This is a genomic window from Pseudomonas corni (assembly GCF_057128765.1).
The window spans coordinates 1-18,371 of record NZ_JBSKHW010000015.1; the positions used below are offsets into that span (position 1 = coordinate 1).

Consider the following 18,371-nt stretch of genomic DNA (forward strand, 5'->3'; position numbering starts at 1 on the left):
TGTGAGAGTAGGTCATCGTCAAGATTAAATTCCGAAACCCCTCATCGCTTACGCGGTGAGGGGTTTTGTTTTGGGCGTCTAAAAGTCCTGGCACGGAGCTAGCGGCTTGATTGCCCAACGCAGATGGCTAAGATGCGAACCTGGTAGAAGGGCTGACGCTATGCATACATTGTTAAAGCTTCTTGGAGATGGCGAATTTCATTCGGGAGAAACATTAGGCGCCGCACTTGGGATCAGTAGGGCCGCTGTTTGGAAAAAGCTTCAGCAGGCCGAAGCTGAGCTCAGCATCGTGATCCATAAGGTTCGCGGGCGTGGTTATCGCTTGGCAAGTCCTGTGCGCCTATTGGACGCTGAATCCCTTGCGCTAGTCCTTTCCAAGCTTAAGTGGACCGTACAAGTATATGAAAGCGTCGGATCGACTAATGCTGAAGCAATGCGGTTACTAGGCAGTGGACATACCCTCCCCCTTCTCGTGTTGGCGGAGCAGCAAACCGCCGGGAGGGGGCGGCGCGGTCGGAAGTGGGTCAGCCCTTTTGGTGAGAACCTTTACTTCAGTCTGGCTTTGAGAATTGATGGGGGTATGCGCCAACTCGAAGGGCTTAGCCTTCTGGTGGGGCTCGCCGTGATTAAAACTCTTAGAGAGGCAGGGATAAGCTCGTCAGGTTTGAAATGGCCGAATGATATTTTGGTCAACCGCCACAAGCTGGCTGGCATCCTCCTGGAGCTTTCAGGAGATCCTGCAGATGTTTGTCATGTGGTCATTGGTGTGGGAATCAATGTGAACATGCGGAGTTCGGCGGAGGTTGATCAGTCATGGACGTCGATGTGTATTGAAGCAGGCAACGAGTTTGATCGTAATTTAGTGGTCTCAGCACTGGCATCGAACCTAGATAGTTACATGCGTGCGCACAAAGTCCAGGGATTTGCGGGGTTTCAAGAAGAATGGGAGCGATCGCACCTCTGGCAGGGCGCTGAAGTTAATTTGCTGGCCGGACATGCTGAGATCCAAGGCGTTGTTTTGGGCGTGGATTCGACCGGCGCTCTGCGTCTGGAGGTGGGGGGACAGGAGAGGGTGTTCAGCGGAGGTGAATTAAGTCTCCGGCTAAGAAATCCGGATAAGGACTAGCCACAATCGAAATCCAGAATATAAATAAAAAATATACAGCGATATGAAAAGGGATTGCAACTGCGGATTAGTTTGCATAGAATGGCGCCCGCTTCGCAGTGAGAGATGCACTATAATCGCCGCGAAGCAGTAGTCAACGTTTGTAACCTCAGGTTTTTTATGAGAAAACGGTTGACAGAAGGGTGGCATGAGTTGAGAATGCTGCCTCGCTTAGGAGGGGTTCCCGAGCGGCCAAAGGGATCAGACTGTAAATCTGACGTCTACGACTTCGAAGGTTCGAATCCTTCCCCCTCCACCAAATTTCGAGAGTAAGCAGCAAGTTTTGCGGGTGTAGTTTAGTGGTAGAACCTCAGCCTTCCAAGCTGATGATGCGGGTTCGATTCCCGCCACCCGCTCCAAGTTTGTTGATTGCGCAATGTGTTTTGCTCTTGTAGCTCAGTTGGTAGAGCACACCCTTGGTAAGGGTGAGGTCAGCGGTTCAAATCCGCTCAAGAGCTCCATTACTCAGGCAGATATGAAAGTATCTGCCTTTGTTTTGAGTGTCAGGTTTGGTCGTGTTGGTGTTAGGCCTCGCTTCTTTCCTGGCTCGACAGCGATTTGAGTGCGGCCATTGCTGGCTTAGGTCGATAGCTGTTGAAATGTTCTTGTTGGGTCATCATAATGGTCGGCCTGATTTTGCTTTTAGGTCAGTAGCTCAATTGGCAGAGCGACGGTCTCCAAAACCGTAGGTTGGGGGTTCGATTCCCTCCTGACCTGCCAGATTCACTAAATGTATCTGGCTTTCTTTTCACAGGATTTTAGTAGATGAATCCAAAGGCTGAAGCCCAAGACTCCCGCTTTGATCTCCTTAAATGGCTTGCAGTAGTCATTTTGATCGCAGTGGGTGTCGTCGGAAATCAATACTATTCGGCGCAGCCAATCCTGTATCGCGTGCTCGCATTGCTTGCCATTGCTTTTGTTGCCGCCTATGTAGGGCTGCAAACGGGCAAGGGCAAGGCTTTCTTTGTGTTGGCCAAGGAAGCTCGCGCCGAAATTCGTAAAGTCGTATGGCCTACTCGCCAAGAAACTACACAGACCACTCTGATTGTTGTGGCTGTGGTTCTCGTAATGGCGCTGCTCTTGTGGGGTTTAGATTCCCTGCTTGGCTGGCTTGTTTCCTTGATTGTTGGCTAAGGGTGTCCCGTGGCTAAGCGTTGGTACGTTGTTCATGCTTATTCGGGTTACGAGAAGCATGTGATGCGCTCGCTGGTCGAGCGAGTAAAGCTAGCCGGCATGGAAGATGGCTTCGGCGAGATTCTGGTTCCCACTGAAGAAGTGGTTGAAATGCGTAACGGCCAGAAGCGCAAAAGTGAGCGTAAGTTCTTTCCAGGCTATGTGCTGGTACAGATGGATATGAACGAGGGTACTTGGCATTTGGTCAAGGATACTCCGCGGGTCATGGGCTTTATTGGTGGAACTGCTGACAAGCCGGCTCCTATCACTGATAAGGAAGCTGAGGCGATCTTGCGTCGCGTTGCTGACGGCAGTGATAAACCCAAGCCTAAGACCTTGTTTGAGCCAGGTGAAGTGGTTCGGGTAACCGACGGGCCATTCGCTGACTTCAACGGTACCGTAGAAGAAGTTAACTACGAAAAAAGCCGGATTCAAGTGGCCGTGCTTATTTTCGGACGCTCCACCCCGGTGGAGCTCGAGTTCAGTCAGGTCGAAAAGGCATAACTGAACGGAAGATCCCATACCCCGCAGCCTTGGGCTGTGGGGTTTTGTCGTCACTGGGATATACGTGCAAGTAACCGGGGAGCCTTTCGAGGCGTTTGAACCCGTAATTGGAGTGCCTCATGGCCAAGAAAATTACCGCTTACATCAAGCTTCAAGTGAAGGCCGCTCAGGCTAATCCAAGTCCGCCAGTCGGTCCTGCTTTGGGTCAGCACGGCGTGAACATCATGGAATTCTGCAAGGCATTCAACGCCCGTACACAGGGTATTGAACCAGGTCTCCCTACTCCAGTGATCATCACTGTTTATAGCGACCGCAGCTTTACGTTCGAAACCAAAAGTACCCCGGCTTCGGTCCTGCTGAAAAAAGCCGCTGGCCTGACCAGTGGCTCAGCGCGCCCGAACACCGTTAAGGTCGGCACTGTCACTCGTGCTCAACTCGAAGATATCGCAAAGGCAAAAAATGCCGATCTGACTGCTGCTGATATGGACGCTGCTGTGCGTACTATCGCCGGTTCTGCTCGTAGCATGGGCCTTAACGTGGAGGGTGTGTAATGGCTAAGCTGACTAAGCGCCAAAAGGCAATTGCTGCCAAGATCGAACCAGGCAAGTCCTACAGCTTTGTTGACGCGGCAGCTTTGCTGACTGAGTTGTCGACAGTTAAGTTCAGCGAGTCCGTGGACGTTGCTGTGAACCTTGGTGTCGATCCGCGTAAATCGGATCAGGTCGTACGTAGCGCAACCGTTTTGCCGCATGGTACTGGCAAGACTGTCCGCGTTGCTGTTTTCACCCAGGGGCCAGCTGCTGAAGCTGCTTTGGCTGCCGGCGCAGACCGCGTTGGTATGGATGATCTTGCTGCCGAAATGAAGGCTGGCGATTTGAACTATGACGTTGTTATTGCCTCTCCGGACGCAATGCGCGTAGTAGGTCAATTGGGTCAGATTTTAGGTCCTCGCGGCCTGATGCCTAACCCAAAAGTCGGTACCGTTACGCCAGACGTCGCTACAGCTGTTAAGAACGCTAAAGCTGGTCAGGTTCGTTACCGCACCGACAAGAACGGCATCATCCACACTTCCGTTGGTAAAGTCGGCTTTGATGCAGACAAACTGAAGGAAAACGTCGAAGCGCTGATCGCTGATCTCAAGCGAATCAAGCCTGCTTCCTCGAAAGGTATTTACGTTAAGCGCGTTACCCTGAGCACCACAATGGGCCCGGGCTTGGTCATCGACCAAGGTTCGCTGGACGCGTAAGACTGGCATGGCATGGTAAACGTGCCCTGCACAAATTGGGGTCCCTGCTTTGCGGGGGCTATCCAAGACCGTAGGCGGCGAAAGTCTTAAAATTCAAGCCTACGCAGATGGTGCTCCCGGTTCCTTACCGAATCAGACACCAAAACGACATCTGGCTTCGGCCAGATGAAACGGTAACAAGCAGGAGTTAAACCCGTGGCAATTAAACTCGAAGACAAGAAGGCCATCGTCGCTGAAGTCAACGAGGCTGCCAAAGTCGCTCTTTCCGCTGTTGTGGCTGACGCCCGCGGTGTGACAGTAGGCGCAATGACCGGACTCCGTAAAGAGGCCCGTGAAGCTGGTGTTTACGTACGCGTTGTACGTAACACTCTGCTCCGACGTGCCGTTGCTGACACTCAATACAGTGTCCTCAACGATGCGTTCACCGGCCCGACCTTGATTGCGTTCTCCAACGAACATCCTGGTGCTGCTGCCCGTTTGTTCAAAGAGTTTGCTAAAGGTCAGGATAAGTTCGAGATCAAGGCAGCTGCGTTCGAGGGCAAGTTCCTCGCAGCTAATCAGATCGACGTGCTGGCAACTCTGCCGACCCGTGACGAAGCAATTTCCCAGCTGATGAGCGTGATTCAAGGCGCTACCAGCAAATTGGCTCGTACTTTGGCGGCTATTCGCGACCAAAAAGAAGCTGCTGCAGCGTAAAGCTCGCCACTTCCGATCGCGTATTTTTGTTTATTTCGATGGTCGCGTAGGCCGTCCCCAATTCAGGAATTAGATTCATGTCTATCTCTCAAGACGATATCCTCAACGCAGTAAGCGAGATGTCCGTTCTGCAAGTCGTTGAGCTGATCAAAGCCTTCGAAGAAAAGTTCGGCGTTACTGCTGCTGCAGCTTCGGCTGGTCCAGCTGCTGCTGCTGCTGTTGTTGAAGAGCAAACTGAATTCAACGTCATGCTGCTGGAAGCTGGCGAGAAGAAAGTTAACGTCATCAAGGCTGTACGCGAGCTGACTGGTCTGGGCTTGAAAGAAGCCAAGGCTGTAGTTGACGGCGCCCCAGGCATCGTTCTGGAAGCTGTTGCTAAAGACGCAGCTGACAAAGCCAAGGCTACCTTGGAAGAAGCAGGCGCTAAAGTCGAGCTGAAATAAGCATCGACTTTGCGTCTCCAGCCCGCGCTTCTCGCGTAAGGCTGATGGCTGGTGGCTTCTGCCACCGGCCTTTTTCCGTTATTGGCGGCCGGCTAGGTCGGCGCCTCTAACGTGCTGTAACCACCTCGAACGGTGGCGCAAACCAAGGGGTTTGCAAGATTTTCTGGCTGCTCCCGTCGGGAGGGGCCAAACAAGCAGGTGACCAAGCTGGGGAACGCTGATGGCTTACTCATATACTGAGAAAAAACGTATCCGCAAGGACTTTAGCAAGTTGCCGGACGTCATGGATGTGCCTTACCTCCTGGCCATCCAGCTGGATTCGTATCGTGAATTCTTGCAAGCGGGAGCGACTAAAGATCAGTTCCGCGACGTGGGCCTGCATGCGGCCTTCAAATCCGTTTTCCCGATCATCAGCTACTCCGGCAATGCTGCGCTGGAGTACGTCGGATATCGTCTGGGCGAGCCGGCTTTTGATGTCAAGGAATGCGTGCTGCGCGGCGTGACGTACGCTGTACCTTTGCGGGTTAAAGTGCGTCTGATCATTTTCGACAAAGAATCGTCGAACAAAGCGATCAAAGATATTAAAGAGCAAGAAGTCTACATGGGTGAAATCCCCCTGATGACTGAGAACGGTACCTTCGTTATTAATGGTACCGAGCGCGTTATCGTCTCTCAGCTGCACCGTTCCCCAGGCGTGTTCTTCGATCACGACCGTGGTAAGACTCACAGCTCCGGTAAGCTGCTTTACTCCGCTCGGATCATTCCTTATCGCGGCTCTTGGCTGGACTTCGAGTTCGATCCAAAGGACTGCGTATTCGTCCGTATCGACCGTCGTCGCAAGCTACCTGCATCGGTGCTTTTGCGTGCATTGGGTTATACGACTGAACAAGTCCTGGATGCTTTCTATACCACTAACGTTTTCCACGTTCAGGGCGAAAACCTGAGCTTGGAGTTGGTGCCTCAGCGCCTGCGCGGTGAGATTGCAGTACTCGACATCCTGGATGACAAAGGCAAGGTAATTGTCGAGCAAGGTCGTCGTATCACAGCTCGCCACATCAACCAGCTGGAAAAGGCCAACATTAAGCAGCTGGAAGTGCCGCTGGACTACGTCCTGGGCCGCACTACTGCCAAGGCTATTGTCCATCCTGCGACCGGCGAAATCATCGCTGAGTGCAATACTGAGTTGAACACCGAAATCTTGGCCAAAGTGGCTAAGGCTCAGGTAGTTCGCATCGAAACGTTGTACACCAACGATATTGACTGCGGCCCGTTCATCTCCGATACGTTGAAGATCGATTCGACCGGCAACCAACTGGAAGCGCTGGTAGAAATCTATCGAATGATGCGCCCTGGCGAGCCGCCAACCAAAGACGCAGCAGAAACTTTGTTCAACAACCTGTTCTTCAGTCCAGAGCGCTATGACCTGTCTGCGGTCGGCCGGATGAAGTTTAACCGTCGAATCGGTCGTACCGAAATCGAAGGTTCGGGTGTGTTGTGCAAGGAAGATATCGTCGCAGTCCTTAAGACGCTCGTCGATATCCGAAACGGCAAAGGCATCGTCGATGACATCGACCACCTTGGTAACCGTCGCGTGCGTTGCGTAGGTGAGATGGCCGAGAATCAGTTCCGCGTGGGCTTGGTGCGGGTAGAGCGTGCAGTCAAAGAACGTCTGTCTATGGCTGAAAGTGAAGGTCTGATGCCTCAGGACCTGATCAACGCCAAGCCAGTCGCTGCTGCGGTCAAAGAGTTCTTCGGTTCCAGCCAGCTTTCTCAGTTTATGGACCAGAACAACCCGCTCTCCGAGATCACGCACAAGCGTCGTGTTTCCGCACTTGGGCCTGGCGGTCTTACTCGTGAACGCGCCGGCTTTGAAGTTCGTGACGTACACCCGACGCACTACGGTCGAGTTTGCCCGATCGAAACGCCGGAAGGTCCTAACATCGGTCTGATCAACTCCTTGGCTGCCTATGCTCGCACCAACCAGTACGGCTTCCTTGAAAGCCCGTACCGAGTGGTAAAAGATGCGTTGGTGACTGACGAGATCGTATTCCTTTCTGCTATTGAGGAAGCGGATCACGTCATCGCCCAAGCCTCTGCGGCAATGAATGACAAGAAGCAGCTGATCGACGAGCTCGTTGCTGTTCGTCACCTGAACGAATTCACGGTGAAAGCACCGGAAGACGTTACGTTGATGGACGTCTCGCCTAAGCAGGTTGTGTCGGTAGCGGCTTCGCTTATCCCGTTCCTTGAGCACGATGACGCCAACCGTGCATTGATGGGTTCGAACATGCAGCGTCAAGCTGTTCCAACCCTGCGCGCAGACAAGCCGCTGGTTGGTACTGGCATGGAGCGCAACGTTGCTCGCGACTCCGGTGTTTGCGTTGTAGCGCGTCGTGGCGGTGTGATCGACTCTGTCGATGCCAGCCGTATCGTGGTTCGTGTTGCAGATGACGAAGTCGAGACCGGTGAAGCCGGTGTCGATATCTACAACCTGACCAAATACACCCGCTCGAACCAGAACACCTGCATCAACCAGCGTCCGCTGGTCAGCAAGGGTGATCGAGTTCAGCGCAGCGACATCATGGCCGATGGTCCTTCCACCGATATGGGTGAGCTGGCTCTTGGCCAGAATATGCGCATTGCGTTCATGGCCTGGAACGGCTTCAACTTCGAAGACTCGATCTGCCTGTCGGAGCGAGTTGTTCAGGAAGACCGTTTCACGACGATCCATATTCAGGAACTGACCTGTGTGGCGCGTGATACCAAGCTTGGGCCTGAAGAAATCACCGCTGACATCCCCAACGTGGGCGAAGCAGCGCTGAACAAGCTGGACGAAGCCGGTATCGTTTACGTCGGTGCTGAAGTCGGCGCTGGCGACATCCTGGTAGGCAAAGTCACTCCGAAAGGCGAGACTCAGCTGACTCCTGAAGAGAAGCTGTTGCGTGCAATCTTCGGCGAAAAAGCGAGTGACGTTAAAGACACATCCCTGCGCGTACCTACAGGTACCAAAGGTACTGTCATTGACGTTCAAGTCTTCACGCGTGATGGTGTAGAGCGTGACGCTCGTGCACTGTCTATCGAAAAGACTCAGCTCGACGAAATCCGTAAAGACCTGAACGAAGAGTTCCGCATCGTTGAAGGCGCGACATTCGAGCGCTTGCGTTCTGCTTTGGTCGGTCGTGTTGCCGAAGGTGGTGCTGGTCTGAAGAAAGGCCAGGAAATCACTGACGAAGTTCTTGACGGTCTTGAACATGGTCAGTGGTTCAAGCTGCGCATGGTTGAAGATGCGTTGAACGAGCAGCTCGAAAAGGCTCAGGCTTACATCGTTGACCGCCGCCGTCTGTTGGACGACAAGTTCGAAGATAAGAAACGCAAGTTGCAGCAGGGCGATGATCTGGCTCCTGGCGTCCTTAAAATCGTTAAGGTGTACCTTGCCATCCGTCGTCGTATCCAGCCAGGCGATAAAATGGCCGGACGTCACGGTAACAAAGGCGTGGTCTCCGTGATCATGCCAGTTGAAGACATGCCGCACGATGCCAATGGCACGCCCGTCGATATCGTCCTCAACCCGTTGGGTGTACCTTCGCGTATGAACGTCGGTCAAATTCTCGAAACTCACTTGGGCCTAGCAGCCAAAGGTTTGGGCGAGAAGATCAACCGCATGATCGAAGAACAGCGCAAAGTTGCCGACCTGCGTAAGTTCTTGAATGAAATTTACAACGAAATCGGTGGCCGCCAGGAAAGTCTGGAAGATTTGTCCGATCAGGAAATTCTGGATCTCGCAAAGAATCTGCGTGGCGGCGTTCCGATGGCTACCCCGGTATTCGACGGTGCCAAGGAAAGCGAAATCAAGGCCATGCTGAAGCTGGCTGACATGCCAGAAAGCGGACAGATGCAGTTGTTCGACGGCCGTACCGGCAACAAGTTTGAGCGTCCGGTTACTGTTGGCTACATGTACATGCTGAAGCTGAACCACTTGGTGGACGACAAGATGCACGCGCGTTCCACTGGTTCCTACAGCCTGGTTACCCAGCAGCCGCTGGGTGGTAAGGCGCAGTTCGGTGGTCAGCGTTTCGGTGAGATGGAGGTCTGGGCGCTGGAAGCATATGGCGCGGCTTACACGCTGCAAGAAATGCTCACAGTGAAGTCGGACGACGTGAACGGCCGTACCAAGATGTATAAAAACATCGTGGACGGTGATCACCGCATGGAGCCGGGCATGCCCGAGTCCTTCAACGTGTTGATCAAAGAAATCCGCTCACTCGGTATCGATATCGATCTGGAAACCGAATAACACGTGACGTGAATCGAGGGTGGGTCTGTACGACTGCCCTCTGCTCCGCCAGGAGGAAAGGCCTTGAAAGACCTACTGAATTTGCTGAAAAACCAGGGTCAAGTCGAAGAGTTCGACGCCATCCGTATCGGATTGGCTTCACCTGAGATGATCCGCTCATGGTCGTTCGGTGAAGTTAAAAAGCCGGAAACCATCAACTACCGTACGTTCAAACCTGAGCGTGATGGCCTGTTCTGCGCCAAAATCTTTGGCCCGGTCAAGGATTACGAGTGCCTGTGCGGTAAGTACAAGCGCTTAAAGCACCGTGGTGTGATCTGCGAGAAGTGCGGCGTTGAAGTCGCCCTGGCTAAGGTTCGCCGTGAGCGCATGGCTCACATCGAGCTCGCTTCGCCGGTTGCTCACATCTGGTTCCTGAAATCGCTGCCGTCCCGTATCGGCTTGCTGATGGACATGACGCTGCGTGATATCGAACGAGTTCTCTACTTCGAGAGCTATGTCGTTATCGATCCGGGCATGACCACTCTGGAGAAAGGTCAACTGCTCAATGACGAGCAGTACTTCGAGGCGTTGGAAGAGTTCGGCGATGACTTCGACGCCCGCATGGGTGCCGAAGCTGTTCGTGAGCTGCTGCACGCTATCGATCTTGAGCACGAGATTGGCCGTCTGCGCGAAGAAATTCCGCAAACCAACTCCGAAACAAAAATCAAGAAGCTGTCCAAGCGCCTGAAGTTGATGGAAGCCTTCCAGGGTTCCGGCAACCTGCCTGAGTGGATGGTGTTGACCGTTCTGCCGGTTCTGCCGCCGGACCTGCGTCCACTGGTCCCTCTGGATGGCGGTCGCTTCGCGACTTCCGACCTCAACGACCTGTATCGTCGAGTGATCAACCGTAACAACCGCTTGAAGCGTCTGCTCGATCTGTCCGCTCCGGACATCATCGTGCGCAACGAAAAGCGTATGTTGCAGGAAGCCGTCGATGCGTTGCTCGACAATGGTCGTCGTGGCCGCGCTATTACTGGTTCCAACAAGCGTCCTCTGAAATCCCTGGCTGACATGATCAAGGGTAAGCAAGGTCGTTTCCGTCAGAACTTGCTCGGTAAGCGCGTTGACTACTCCGGTCGTTCGGTAATTACCGTTGGTCCGACCCTGCGTTTGCACCAGTGCGGTCTGCCGAAGAAGATGGCCCTGGAACTGTTCAAGCCGTTCATTTTCGGCAAGCTGGAGATGCGTGGCCTCGCGACCACCATCAAAGCTGCCAAGAAGATGGTCGAGCGCGAGCTGCCAGAGGTTTGGGATGTTCTTGCCGAAGTGATTCGCGAACACCCAGTGCTTCTTAACCGTGCACCGACTCTTCACCGTTTGGGCATCCAGGCGTTTGAACCGGTATTGATCGAAGGTAAGGCTATCCAGCTGCACCCTCTGGTCTGTGCTGCGTACAACGCCGACTTCGACGGCGACCAGATGGCGGTACACGTACCGTTGACGCTGGAAGCTCAGCTCGAAGCCCGCGCGCTGATGATGTCGACCAACAACATCCTGTCTCCAGCGAACGGTGAACCAATCATCGTTCCTTCTCAGGACGTTGTATTGGGTCTGTACTACATGACTCGTGAAGCGATCAACGCCAAGGGCGAAGGTCGTGTGTTCGCGGATCTGCAGGAAGTTGATCGCGTATTCCGCGCCGGCGAAGCCGCGTTGCATGCCAAGGTCAAAGTGCGGATCAATGAAACGGTCAACGACCGTGACGGTGGTAGCGTCAGCGGCACCCGTATTGTCGACACTACTGTGGGCCGTGCGCTGCTGTATCAAGTTGTGCCGAAGGGTCTGTCGTACGACGTCGTCAACCAACCGATGAAGAAAAAGGCGATCTCCAAGCTGATCAACCAGTGCTATCGCGTGGTTGGCCTGAAAGAGACTGTCATCTTTGCTGACCAGTTGATGTACACCGGTTTTGCCTACTCAACGATCTCGGGCGTTTCCATCGGCGTTAACGACTTTGTTATCCCGGATGAGAAAGCTCGCATCATCGATGCCGCAACCGAAGAAGTTAAAGAGATCGAAAGCCAGTACGCGTCGGGCCTGGTTACACAGGGCGAGAAGTACAACAAGGTGATCGACCTTTGGTCCAAGGCAAACGACGAAGTCTCGAAAGCGATGATGTCGAACTTGTCCAAAGAACGTGTCATCGACCGTCACGGTGTCGAGGTTGATCAGGAATCCTTCAACTCGATGTACATGATGGCTGACTCGGGCGCCCGGGGTTCGGCTGCACAGATTCGCCAGTTGGCGGGTATGCGTGGTTTGATGGCCAAGCCGGATGGCTCGATCATCGAAACGCCGATCACAGCGAACTTCCGTGAAGGCTTGAGTGTACTTCAGTACTTCATCTCCACTCACGGTGCTCGTAAAGGCCTCGCGGATACCGCGTTGAAAACCGCGAACTCTGGATATTTGACTCGTCGTCTCGTAGACGTGGCTCAGGATCTGGTAGTGACTGAAGTCGACTGCGGTACTGAACACGGTCTGGTTATGACGCCGCACATCGAAGGTGGTGACGTAGTTGAGCCGCTGGGTGAGCGCGTATTGGGTCGAGTTATCGCTCGTGACGTATTCAAGCCAGGTACCGACGAAGTCATCGTTCCTGCGGGTTCGTTGATCGATGAGAAGTGGGTCGAGTTCATTGAGCTGAACAGCATCGATGAAGTGATCGTGCGCTCGCCAATCAGCTGTGAAACACGCTACGGCATCTGCGCCAAGTGCTACGGTCGTGATTTGGCTCGGGGTCATCAGGTGAATATCGGTGAAGCTGTGGGCGTTATTGCCGCTCAGTCGATCGGTGAGCCAGGTACTCAGCTGACGATGCGTACGTTCCACATCGGTGGTGCGGCAAGCCGGACCTCCGCTGCGGACAGTGTTCAGGTGAAAAACGGCGGTATCGTTCGCCTGCATAATCTGAAGCATGTTGAGCGTCTTGACGGTCACCTGGTAGCGGTATCCCGCTCCGGCGAACTGGCTATCGCGGACGAATTCGGTCGCGAACGTGAACGTTACAAGCTGCCGTACGGTGCGGTAATTCTGGTGAAGGAAGGCGATAAGGTCGATGCTGGCTCTATCGTTGCCAAATGGGATCCGCACACTCACCCGATCGTTACCGAAATGAAAGGTACCGTGACCTACGTAGGCATGGAAGAAGGCATTACGATCAAGCGTCAGACCGATGAACTCACAGGTTTGACCAACATCGAAGTGCTGGATGCCAAGGACCGTCCTGCTGCAGGCAAAGATATTCGTCCTGCGGTGAAGATGGTTGGTATCGACGGTAAGGATCTGTTGCTGCCGGGTACTGACGTACCTGCTCAGTACTTCTTGCCAGCCAACGCCCTGGTCGGTGTAGCGGATGGTGTGCAGGTAGGTGTCGGTGACGTCATCGCTCGTATCCCACAAGAAACTTCGAAGACTCGTGACATCACTGGTGGTTTGCCACGTGTTGCCGACTTGTTTGAAGCGCGTCGTCCGAAAGAAGCCTCGATTCTGGCTGAAGTCAGCGGCACCATCGCTTTCGGTAAAGAGACCAAAGGCAAGCGCCGGCTGGTTATTACGCCGAACGATGGTAGCGATCCGTATGAAGAGCTGATTCCGAAGTGGCGTCACCTGAACGTCTTCGAAGGCGAGCAAGTGAGCCGCGGTGAAGTCATCTCCGACGGTCCTAGCGATCCGCACGACATCCTGCGTTTGCTGGGTGTCAGTGCGTTGGCCAAGTACATCGTCAACGAGATCCAAGACGTATACCGCCTGCAAGGCGTTAAGATCAACGACAAGCACATCGAAACGATTCTTCGTCAGATGCTGCGTAAGGTCGAGATTGCCGAGTCGGGTGATTCAACCTTCATCAAGGGCGACCAGATGGAGCTGACTCACGTACTGGTAGAAAACGAGCGTTTGGCTGCAGACGAGAAGTTTGTATCCAAGTTCACCCGTGTGTTGCTTGGTATCACTAAGGCGTCGTTGTCGACTGAATCGTTTATTTCCGCAGCGTCCTTCCAAGAGACGACTCGCGTACTGACCGAGGCAGCGGTAACTGGCAAGCGCGATTACTTGCGCGGCCTGAAGGAGAACGTGGTTGTGGGTCGTTTGATCCCCGCAGGTACTGGCTTGGCGTATCACAGCGAGCGTAAGCGTCGTCGTGAAGTCGATAAGCCATTGCGTGTCAGTGCAAGTGAAGTCGAAGCAGCTTTGACTGAAGCGCTGAACTCCAGCAGTAATTGAGAGTAAGGCCCTGATCTTCATATCTACCCGGTTTTCAGCTTTAAATGCTCTGAGCCAGGTTGATGTGAAGGTTGGGGCTTTGCCTTGACTGGGGGCAGGATCCTCTTTAGACTCTTGTACCCCTAAATTTGGCGGGACGCATGTCCTGCCATTTTGCTTTTCTTGCAAGACAATAGCGTCGCAAGACAACAGTGGAGCTAGTAGATGGCAACTATCAACCAGCTGGTACGTCAGCCGCGTAAGCGTATCGTCGAGAAATCCGACGTGCCTGCGCTGCAGAACTGCCCGCAACGTCGTGGCGTATGCACTCGTGTGTATACCACTACGCCGAAAAAACCTAACTCGGCACTGCGTAAAGTATGTCGTGTACGTCTCACCAACGGTTTCGAGGTTTCCTCGTACATCGGTGGTGAAGGCCATAACCTGCAAGAGCACAGCGTCGTACTGATTCGCGGCGGCCGTGTAAAAGACTTGCCAGGTGTTCGTTATCACACCGTTCGCGGCTCCCTGGATACCTCCGGCGTTAAAGGTCGTAACCAAGGTCGTTCGAAGTACGGTACCAAGAAGCCAAAGTAGTAGCGGCTTTTTGTAAACACTGAATTATCTATTTTTCTGAGTCGATAAGAGTAAGGTCGGAGGCGCCCCGCAAAGGGCACTGATTCCGAGCGAACCTGAAGACCGTTTGAGGGCTTATCCATGCCAAGAAGACGCGTAGCAGCCAAGCGCGAAGTGCTTGACGATCCAAAATACGGCAGCCAGATTCTGGCCAAGTTCATGAACCACGTAATGGAGAGCGGCAAAAAAGCCGTTGCCGAGCGTATCGTTTATGGCGCGCTGGAGAAGGTTAAAGAACGCAAGAACAGCGATCCCCTGGAAATCTTCGAGAAAGCTCTCGACGCCATCGCTCCGCTGGTCGAAGTGAAGTCGCGCCGTGTAGGCGGTGCTACTTACCAGGTTCCGGTCGAAGTTCGTCCGTCCCGTCGTAATGCTCTGGCAATGCGTTGGCTGGTAGACTTCGCGCGCAAGCGCGGTGAGAAGTCTATGGCTCTGCGTTTGGCTGGCGAACTGTTGGACGCCGCTGAAGGTAAAGGTGCTGCAGTTAAGAAGCGTGAAGACGTGCACCGTATGGCTGAAGCCAACAAAGCTTTCTCGCACTACCGCTTCTAATCACAGCGTCACTAATTTTGCGAGGGCTTTATGGCTCGTACTACACCGATCAACCGCTACCGTAACATTGGTATCGTAGCTCACGTGGATGCTGGCAAAACCACCACCACCGAGCGCGTCCTTTTTTACACCGGCAAAAGCCACAAGATGGGCGAGGTGCATGACGGCGCCGCGACCACAGACTGGATGGTGCAGGAGCAGGAGCGTGGTATTACCATTACTTCTGCTGCTATTACCGCCTTTTGGCAAGGCTCCGAGAAGCAGCACAAAGACCAATACCGTTTTAACGTCATTGACACCCCAGGCCACGTTGACTTCACGATTGAAGTTGAGCGATCCCTGCGTGTACTCGACGGCGCGGTTGTTGTGTTCTGTGGTACTTCCGGTGTTGAACCTCAGTCCGAAACCGTATGGCGCCAAGCCAACAAATACGGCGTTCCGCGTCTCGTTTACGTGAATAAGATGGACCGTGCTGGCGCGGACTTCTTGCGCGTGATCGGTCAGATCAAGCAGCGCTTGGGTCACACTCCTGTGCCGATCCAGTTGGCTATTGGTGCTGAAGACAACTTCCAAGGTCAGATTGATCTGATGTCCATGGAAGCGGTCTACTGGAACGATTCTGACAAAGGTATGGTTCCACGTCGCGAGCCTATCCCTGCCGAGTTGCAGGAAATGGCTGACGAGTGGCGCGGCAATATGGTCGAGGCTGCGGCTGAAGCCAGTGAAGAGCTCATGAACAAATACCTCGAAGGTGAAGAACTCACCAACGAGGAAATCAAGGCTGCTCTGCGTCAGCGTACCATCGCTGGTGAGATCGTCTTGGCTGTTTGCGGTTCTTCCTTCAAGAACAAGGGTGTTCCCTTAGTTCTCGACGCCGTTATCGATTACCTGCCGGCACCTGTCGATATTCCTGCCATCAAGGGTACAGACCCAGATGACGAGACTAAAGATTTGGAGCGTCATGCAGACGACAATGAGCCGTTCTCGGCCTTGGCGTTCAAAATCGCTACTGACCCATTCGTGGGTACTTTGACCTTCGTCCGAGTCTACTCGGGTGTGTTGGCTTCCGGCGACGGCGTGATCAACTCGGTTAAAGGCAAGAAAGAGCGTGTAGGTCGTATGGTGCAAATGCACGCAAACGCCCGTGAAGAGATTAAAGAAGTTCGCGCTGGTGACATCGCGGCATTGATCGGCATGAAGGACGTCACCACTGGTGAAACTTTGTGCAATGCTGACAAGCCAATCATCCTGGTTCGCATGGACTTCCCGGAGCCTGTTATTTCGGTTGCCGTTGAGCCAAAAACCAAGGATGACCAGGAAAAAATGGGTATCGCTCTGGGCAAGCTAGCTCAGGAAGACCCTTCTTTCCGCGTCAAAACTGATGAAGAGACTGGTCAAACGATCATCTCTGGCATGGGCGAGTTGCACCTGGACATCTTGGTTGACCGGATGCGCCGTGAGTTCAACGTCGAAGCCAACATCGGTAAGCCTCAGGTTTCCTATCGTGAGCGCATCACGAAGAACTGTGAAATCGAAGGCAAGTTCGTTCGTCAGTCCGGCGGTCGTGGCCAGTTCGGTCACTGCTGGATCCGTTTTGCCCCTGCTGACGAAGGTCAGGAAGGTCTGCAATTCGTGAACGAAGTAGTGGGTGGTGTGGTTCCTAAGGAATACATTCCGGCTATCCAGAAGGGTATCGAAGAGCAGATGAAGAACGGCGTTGTTGCCGGCTATCCGCTGATCGGCCTGAAGGCTACCGTGTTTGATGGTTCTTACCACGACGTCGACTCGAACGAGATGGCGTTTAAGGTGGCTGCTTCCATGGCGACCAAGCAACTGGCCCAGAAGGGTGGTGGTGAGTTGCTTGAGCCGATCATGGCTGTAGAGGTTGTTACGCCTGAAGACTATATGGGTGACGTAATGGGCGACCTTAACCGTCGTCGCGGCATGATCCTGGGTATGGAAGATACGGTGTCCGGCAAGGTAATTCGCGCTGAGGTTCCGTTGGGTGAAATGTTCGGTTATGCGACCGACGTTCGTTCCATGTCTCAAGGTCGCGCAAGCTACTCTATGGAATTCAAAAAATACAATACAGCTCCGTCGCACATCGTCGAAACTGTAACCAAAAAACAAGGCTGATTCAGCGCCTTTAGGCTAGGAGTTATTTGTCGTGGCTAAAGAAAAATTTGAACGTAACAAACCGCACGTCAACGTTGGCACTATCGGTCACGTTGACCACGGTAAAACCACTCTGACTGCTGCTTTGACTCGCGTCTGCTCCGAAGTATTCGGTTCGGCTCGTGTTGACTTCGACAAGATCGACAGCGCACCAGAAGAAAAAGCTCGTGGTATCACCATCAACACCGCTCACGTTGAATACGATTCGGCCGTTCGCCACTACGCGCACGTTGACTGCCCAGGTCACGCCGACTACGTAAAAAACATGATCACCGGTGCTGCACAGATGGACGGCGCGATTCTGGTTTGTTCGGCTGCTGATGGTCCGATGCCTCAGACTCGTGAGCACATCCTGCTGTCACGTCAGGTTGGCGTTCCATACATCGTTGTCTTCCTGAACAAGGCTGACATGGTTGATGACGCTGAGCTGCTGGAGCTGGTTGAAATGGAAGTGCGTGACTTGCTCAGCACTTACGATTTCCCAGGTGACGACACTCCGATCATCATCGGTTCTGCTCTGATGGCTCTGAACGGCCAAGACGACAACGAGATGGGTACCACTGCTGTCAAGAAGCTGGTTGAAACTCTGGACACATACATTCCAGAGCCAGTTCGCGCGATCGACAAGCCGTTCCTGATGCCTATCGAAGACGTATTCTCGATCTCCGGTCGCGGGACTGTTGTTACTGGTCGTGTTGAGCGTGGCATCGTTAAGATCCAGGAAGAAGTAGAAATCGTGGGTCTGCGTGACACCACCAAGACTACTTGCACTGGCGTTGAGATGTTCCGCAAGCTGCTGGACGAAGGTCGTGCTGGTGAGAACTGCGGCGTTCTGCTGCGTGGCACCAAGCGTGACGACGTTGAGCGTGGCCAGGTTTTGGTCAAGCCAGGCACCGTCAAGCCGCACACTCAGTTCGAAGCTGAAATCTATGTTCTGAGCAAAGAAGAAGGCGGCCGTCATACTCCGTTCTTCAAAGGCTATCGTCCACAGTTCTACTTCCGTACTACCGACGTAACTGGTAGCTGCGAACTGCCGGAAGGCACCGAAATGGTTATGCCAGGTGATAACGTGAAAGTTTCCGTTACCCTGATCAAGCCTATCGCAATGGAAGATGGTCTGCGTTTCGCTATTCGTGAAGGCGGTCGTACCGTCGGCGCTGGCGTCGTAGCCAAAATCATCGCGTAAGCGATGATTTAAGAAAAAGCCCCCGCTTGCGGGGGCTTTTTTATTGGGTTGACACTGCG

At 53.6% G+C, this 18,371-nt stretch carries 13 protein-coding genes and 4 tRNA genes; all 17 read left to right on the top strand.

Annotation, left to right across the window (positions count from 1 at the left end):
• The first annotated feature begins 160 nt into the window (after positions 1-160).
• The 17 genes from birA to tuf all read left to right on the top strand — a co-directional run bounded on the left by birA (position 161) and on the right by tuf (position 18,312).
• Entirely contained in the window at positions 161-1,126 is a 966-nt protein-coding gene (birA, locus tag ACWKV9_RS21215) for a bifunctional biotin--[acetyl-CoA-carboxylase] ligase/biotin operon repressor BirA (protein ID WP_483838094.1), read from the top strand.
• A gap of 213 nt (positions 1,127-1,339) precedes the next feature.
• Positions 1,340-1,424, top strand: a tRNA-Tyr gene (locus ACWKV9_RS21220).
• A 26-nt stretch (positions 1,425-1,450) separates the two neighbouring features.
• Positions 1,451-1,524: transfer RNA gene (locus ACWKV9_RS21225), tRNA-Gly, on the top strand.
• 26 nt (positions 1,525-1,550) lie between these two features.
• A tRNA-Thr gene (locus ACWKV9_RS21230) sits at positions 1,551-1,626 on the top strand.
• A gap of 183 nt (positions 1,627-1,809) precedes the next feature.
• Positions 1,810-1,885, top strand: a tRNA-Trp gene (locus tag ACWKV9_RS21235).
• Positions 1,886-1,930: 45 nt separating this feature from the next.
• Positions 1,931-2,299, top strand: coding sequence for a preprotein translocase subunit SecE (gene secE, locus ACWKV9_RS21240; protein WP_483838095.1), 369 nt, complete (start codon positions 1,931-1,933; stop codon positions 2,297-2,299).
• A 9-nt stretch (positions 2,300-2,308) separates the two neighbouring features.
• Positions 2,309-2,842 (top strand): transcription termination/antitermination protein NusG, encoded by a 534-nt coding sequence (nusG, locus tag ACWKV9_RS21245; RefSeq protein ID WP_003317113.1) that lies wholly within the window; start codon positions 2,309-2,311, stop codon positions 2,840-2,842.
• A gap of 119 nt (positions 2,843-2,961) precedes the next feature.
• Positions 2,962-3,393: a 50S ribosomal protein L11 gene (rplK, locus tag ACWKV9_RS21250; RefSeq protein ID WP_065833634.1), complete on the top strand. Its 432-nt coding sequence runs from the start codon at positions 2,962-2,964 to the stop codon at positions 3,391-3,393.
• Complete coding sequence (rplA, locus tag ACWKV9_RS21255) at positions 3,393-4,088, top strand: 50S ribosomal protein L1 (RefSeq protein ID WP_483838096.1); 696 nt, start codon at positions 3,393-3,395, stop codon at positions 4,086-4,088. The genes rplK and rplA overlap by 1 nt, the downstream gene beginning before the upstream one ends.
• A 195-nt stretch (positions 4,089-4,283) precedes the next feature.
• Positions 4,284-4,784, top strand: a complete 501-nt coding sequence (gene rplJ, locus ACWKV9_RS21260) for a 50S ribosomal protein L10 (RefSeq protein ID WP_331185423.1) — start codon at positions 4,284-4,286, stop codon at positions 4,782-4,784.
• A gap of 77 nt (positions 4,785-4,861) precedes the next feature.
• A complete protein-coding gene (gene rplL / locus ACWKV9_RS21265) occupies positions 4,862-5,227 on the top strand; it encodes a 50S ribosomal protein L7/L12 (protein ID WP_268798246.1) in 366 nt (121 codons plus the stop codon).
• 220 nt (positions 5,228-5,447) lie between these two features.
• Positions 5,448-9,521, top strand: a complete 4,074-nt coding sequence (gene rpoB / locus ACWKV9_RS21270) for a DNA-directed RNA polymerase subunit beta (protein ID WP_483838097.1) — start codon at positions 5,448-5,450, stop codon at positions 9,519-9,521.
• Between the two features lie 63 nt (positions 9,522-9,584).
• The gene (gene rpoC / locus ACWKV9_RS21275) at positions 9,585-13,784 is read left to right on the top strand and encodes a DNA-directed RNA polymerase subunit beta' (protein ID WP_483838098.1); all 4,200 of its coding nucleotides are present in this window, start codon (positions 9,585-9,587) and stop codon (positions 13,782-13,784) included.
• A 204-nt stretch (positions 13,785-13,988) separates the two neighbouring features.
• Entirely contained in the window at positions 13,989-14,360 is a 372-nt protein-coding gene (rpsL, locus tag ACWKV9_RS21280) for a 30S ribosomal protein S12 (RefSeq protein WP_002555494.1), read from the top strand.
• A 120-nt stretch (positions 14,361-14,480) separates the two neighbouring features.
• Complete coding sequence (rpsG, locus tag ACWKV9_RS21285) at positions 14,481-14,951, top strand: 30S ribosomal protein S7 (protein WP_002555493.1); 471 nt, start codon at positions 14,481-14,483, stop codon at positions 14,949-14,951.
• Positions 14,952-14,981: 30 nt separating this feature from the next.
• Positions 14,982-17,087 carry an elongation factor G gene (gene fusA, locus ACWKV9_RS21290; protein WP_483838099.1) on the top strand — a complete coding sequence of 702 codons (2,106 nt, stop codon included), beginning with the start codon at positions 14,982-14,984 and terminating at the stop codon, positions 17,085-17,087.
• Positions 17,088-17,118: 31 nt separating this feature from the next.
• Complete coding sequence (tuf, locus tag ACWKV9_RS21295; RefSeq protein ID WP_483838100.1) at positions 17,119-18,312, top strand: elongation factor Tu; 1,194 nt, start codon at positions 17,119-17,121, stop codon at positions 18,310-18,312.
• Positions 18,313-18,371: the final 59 nt, after the last annotated feature.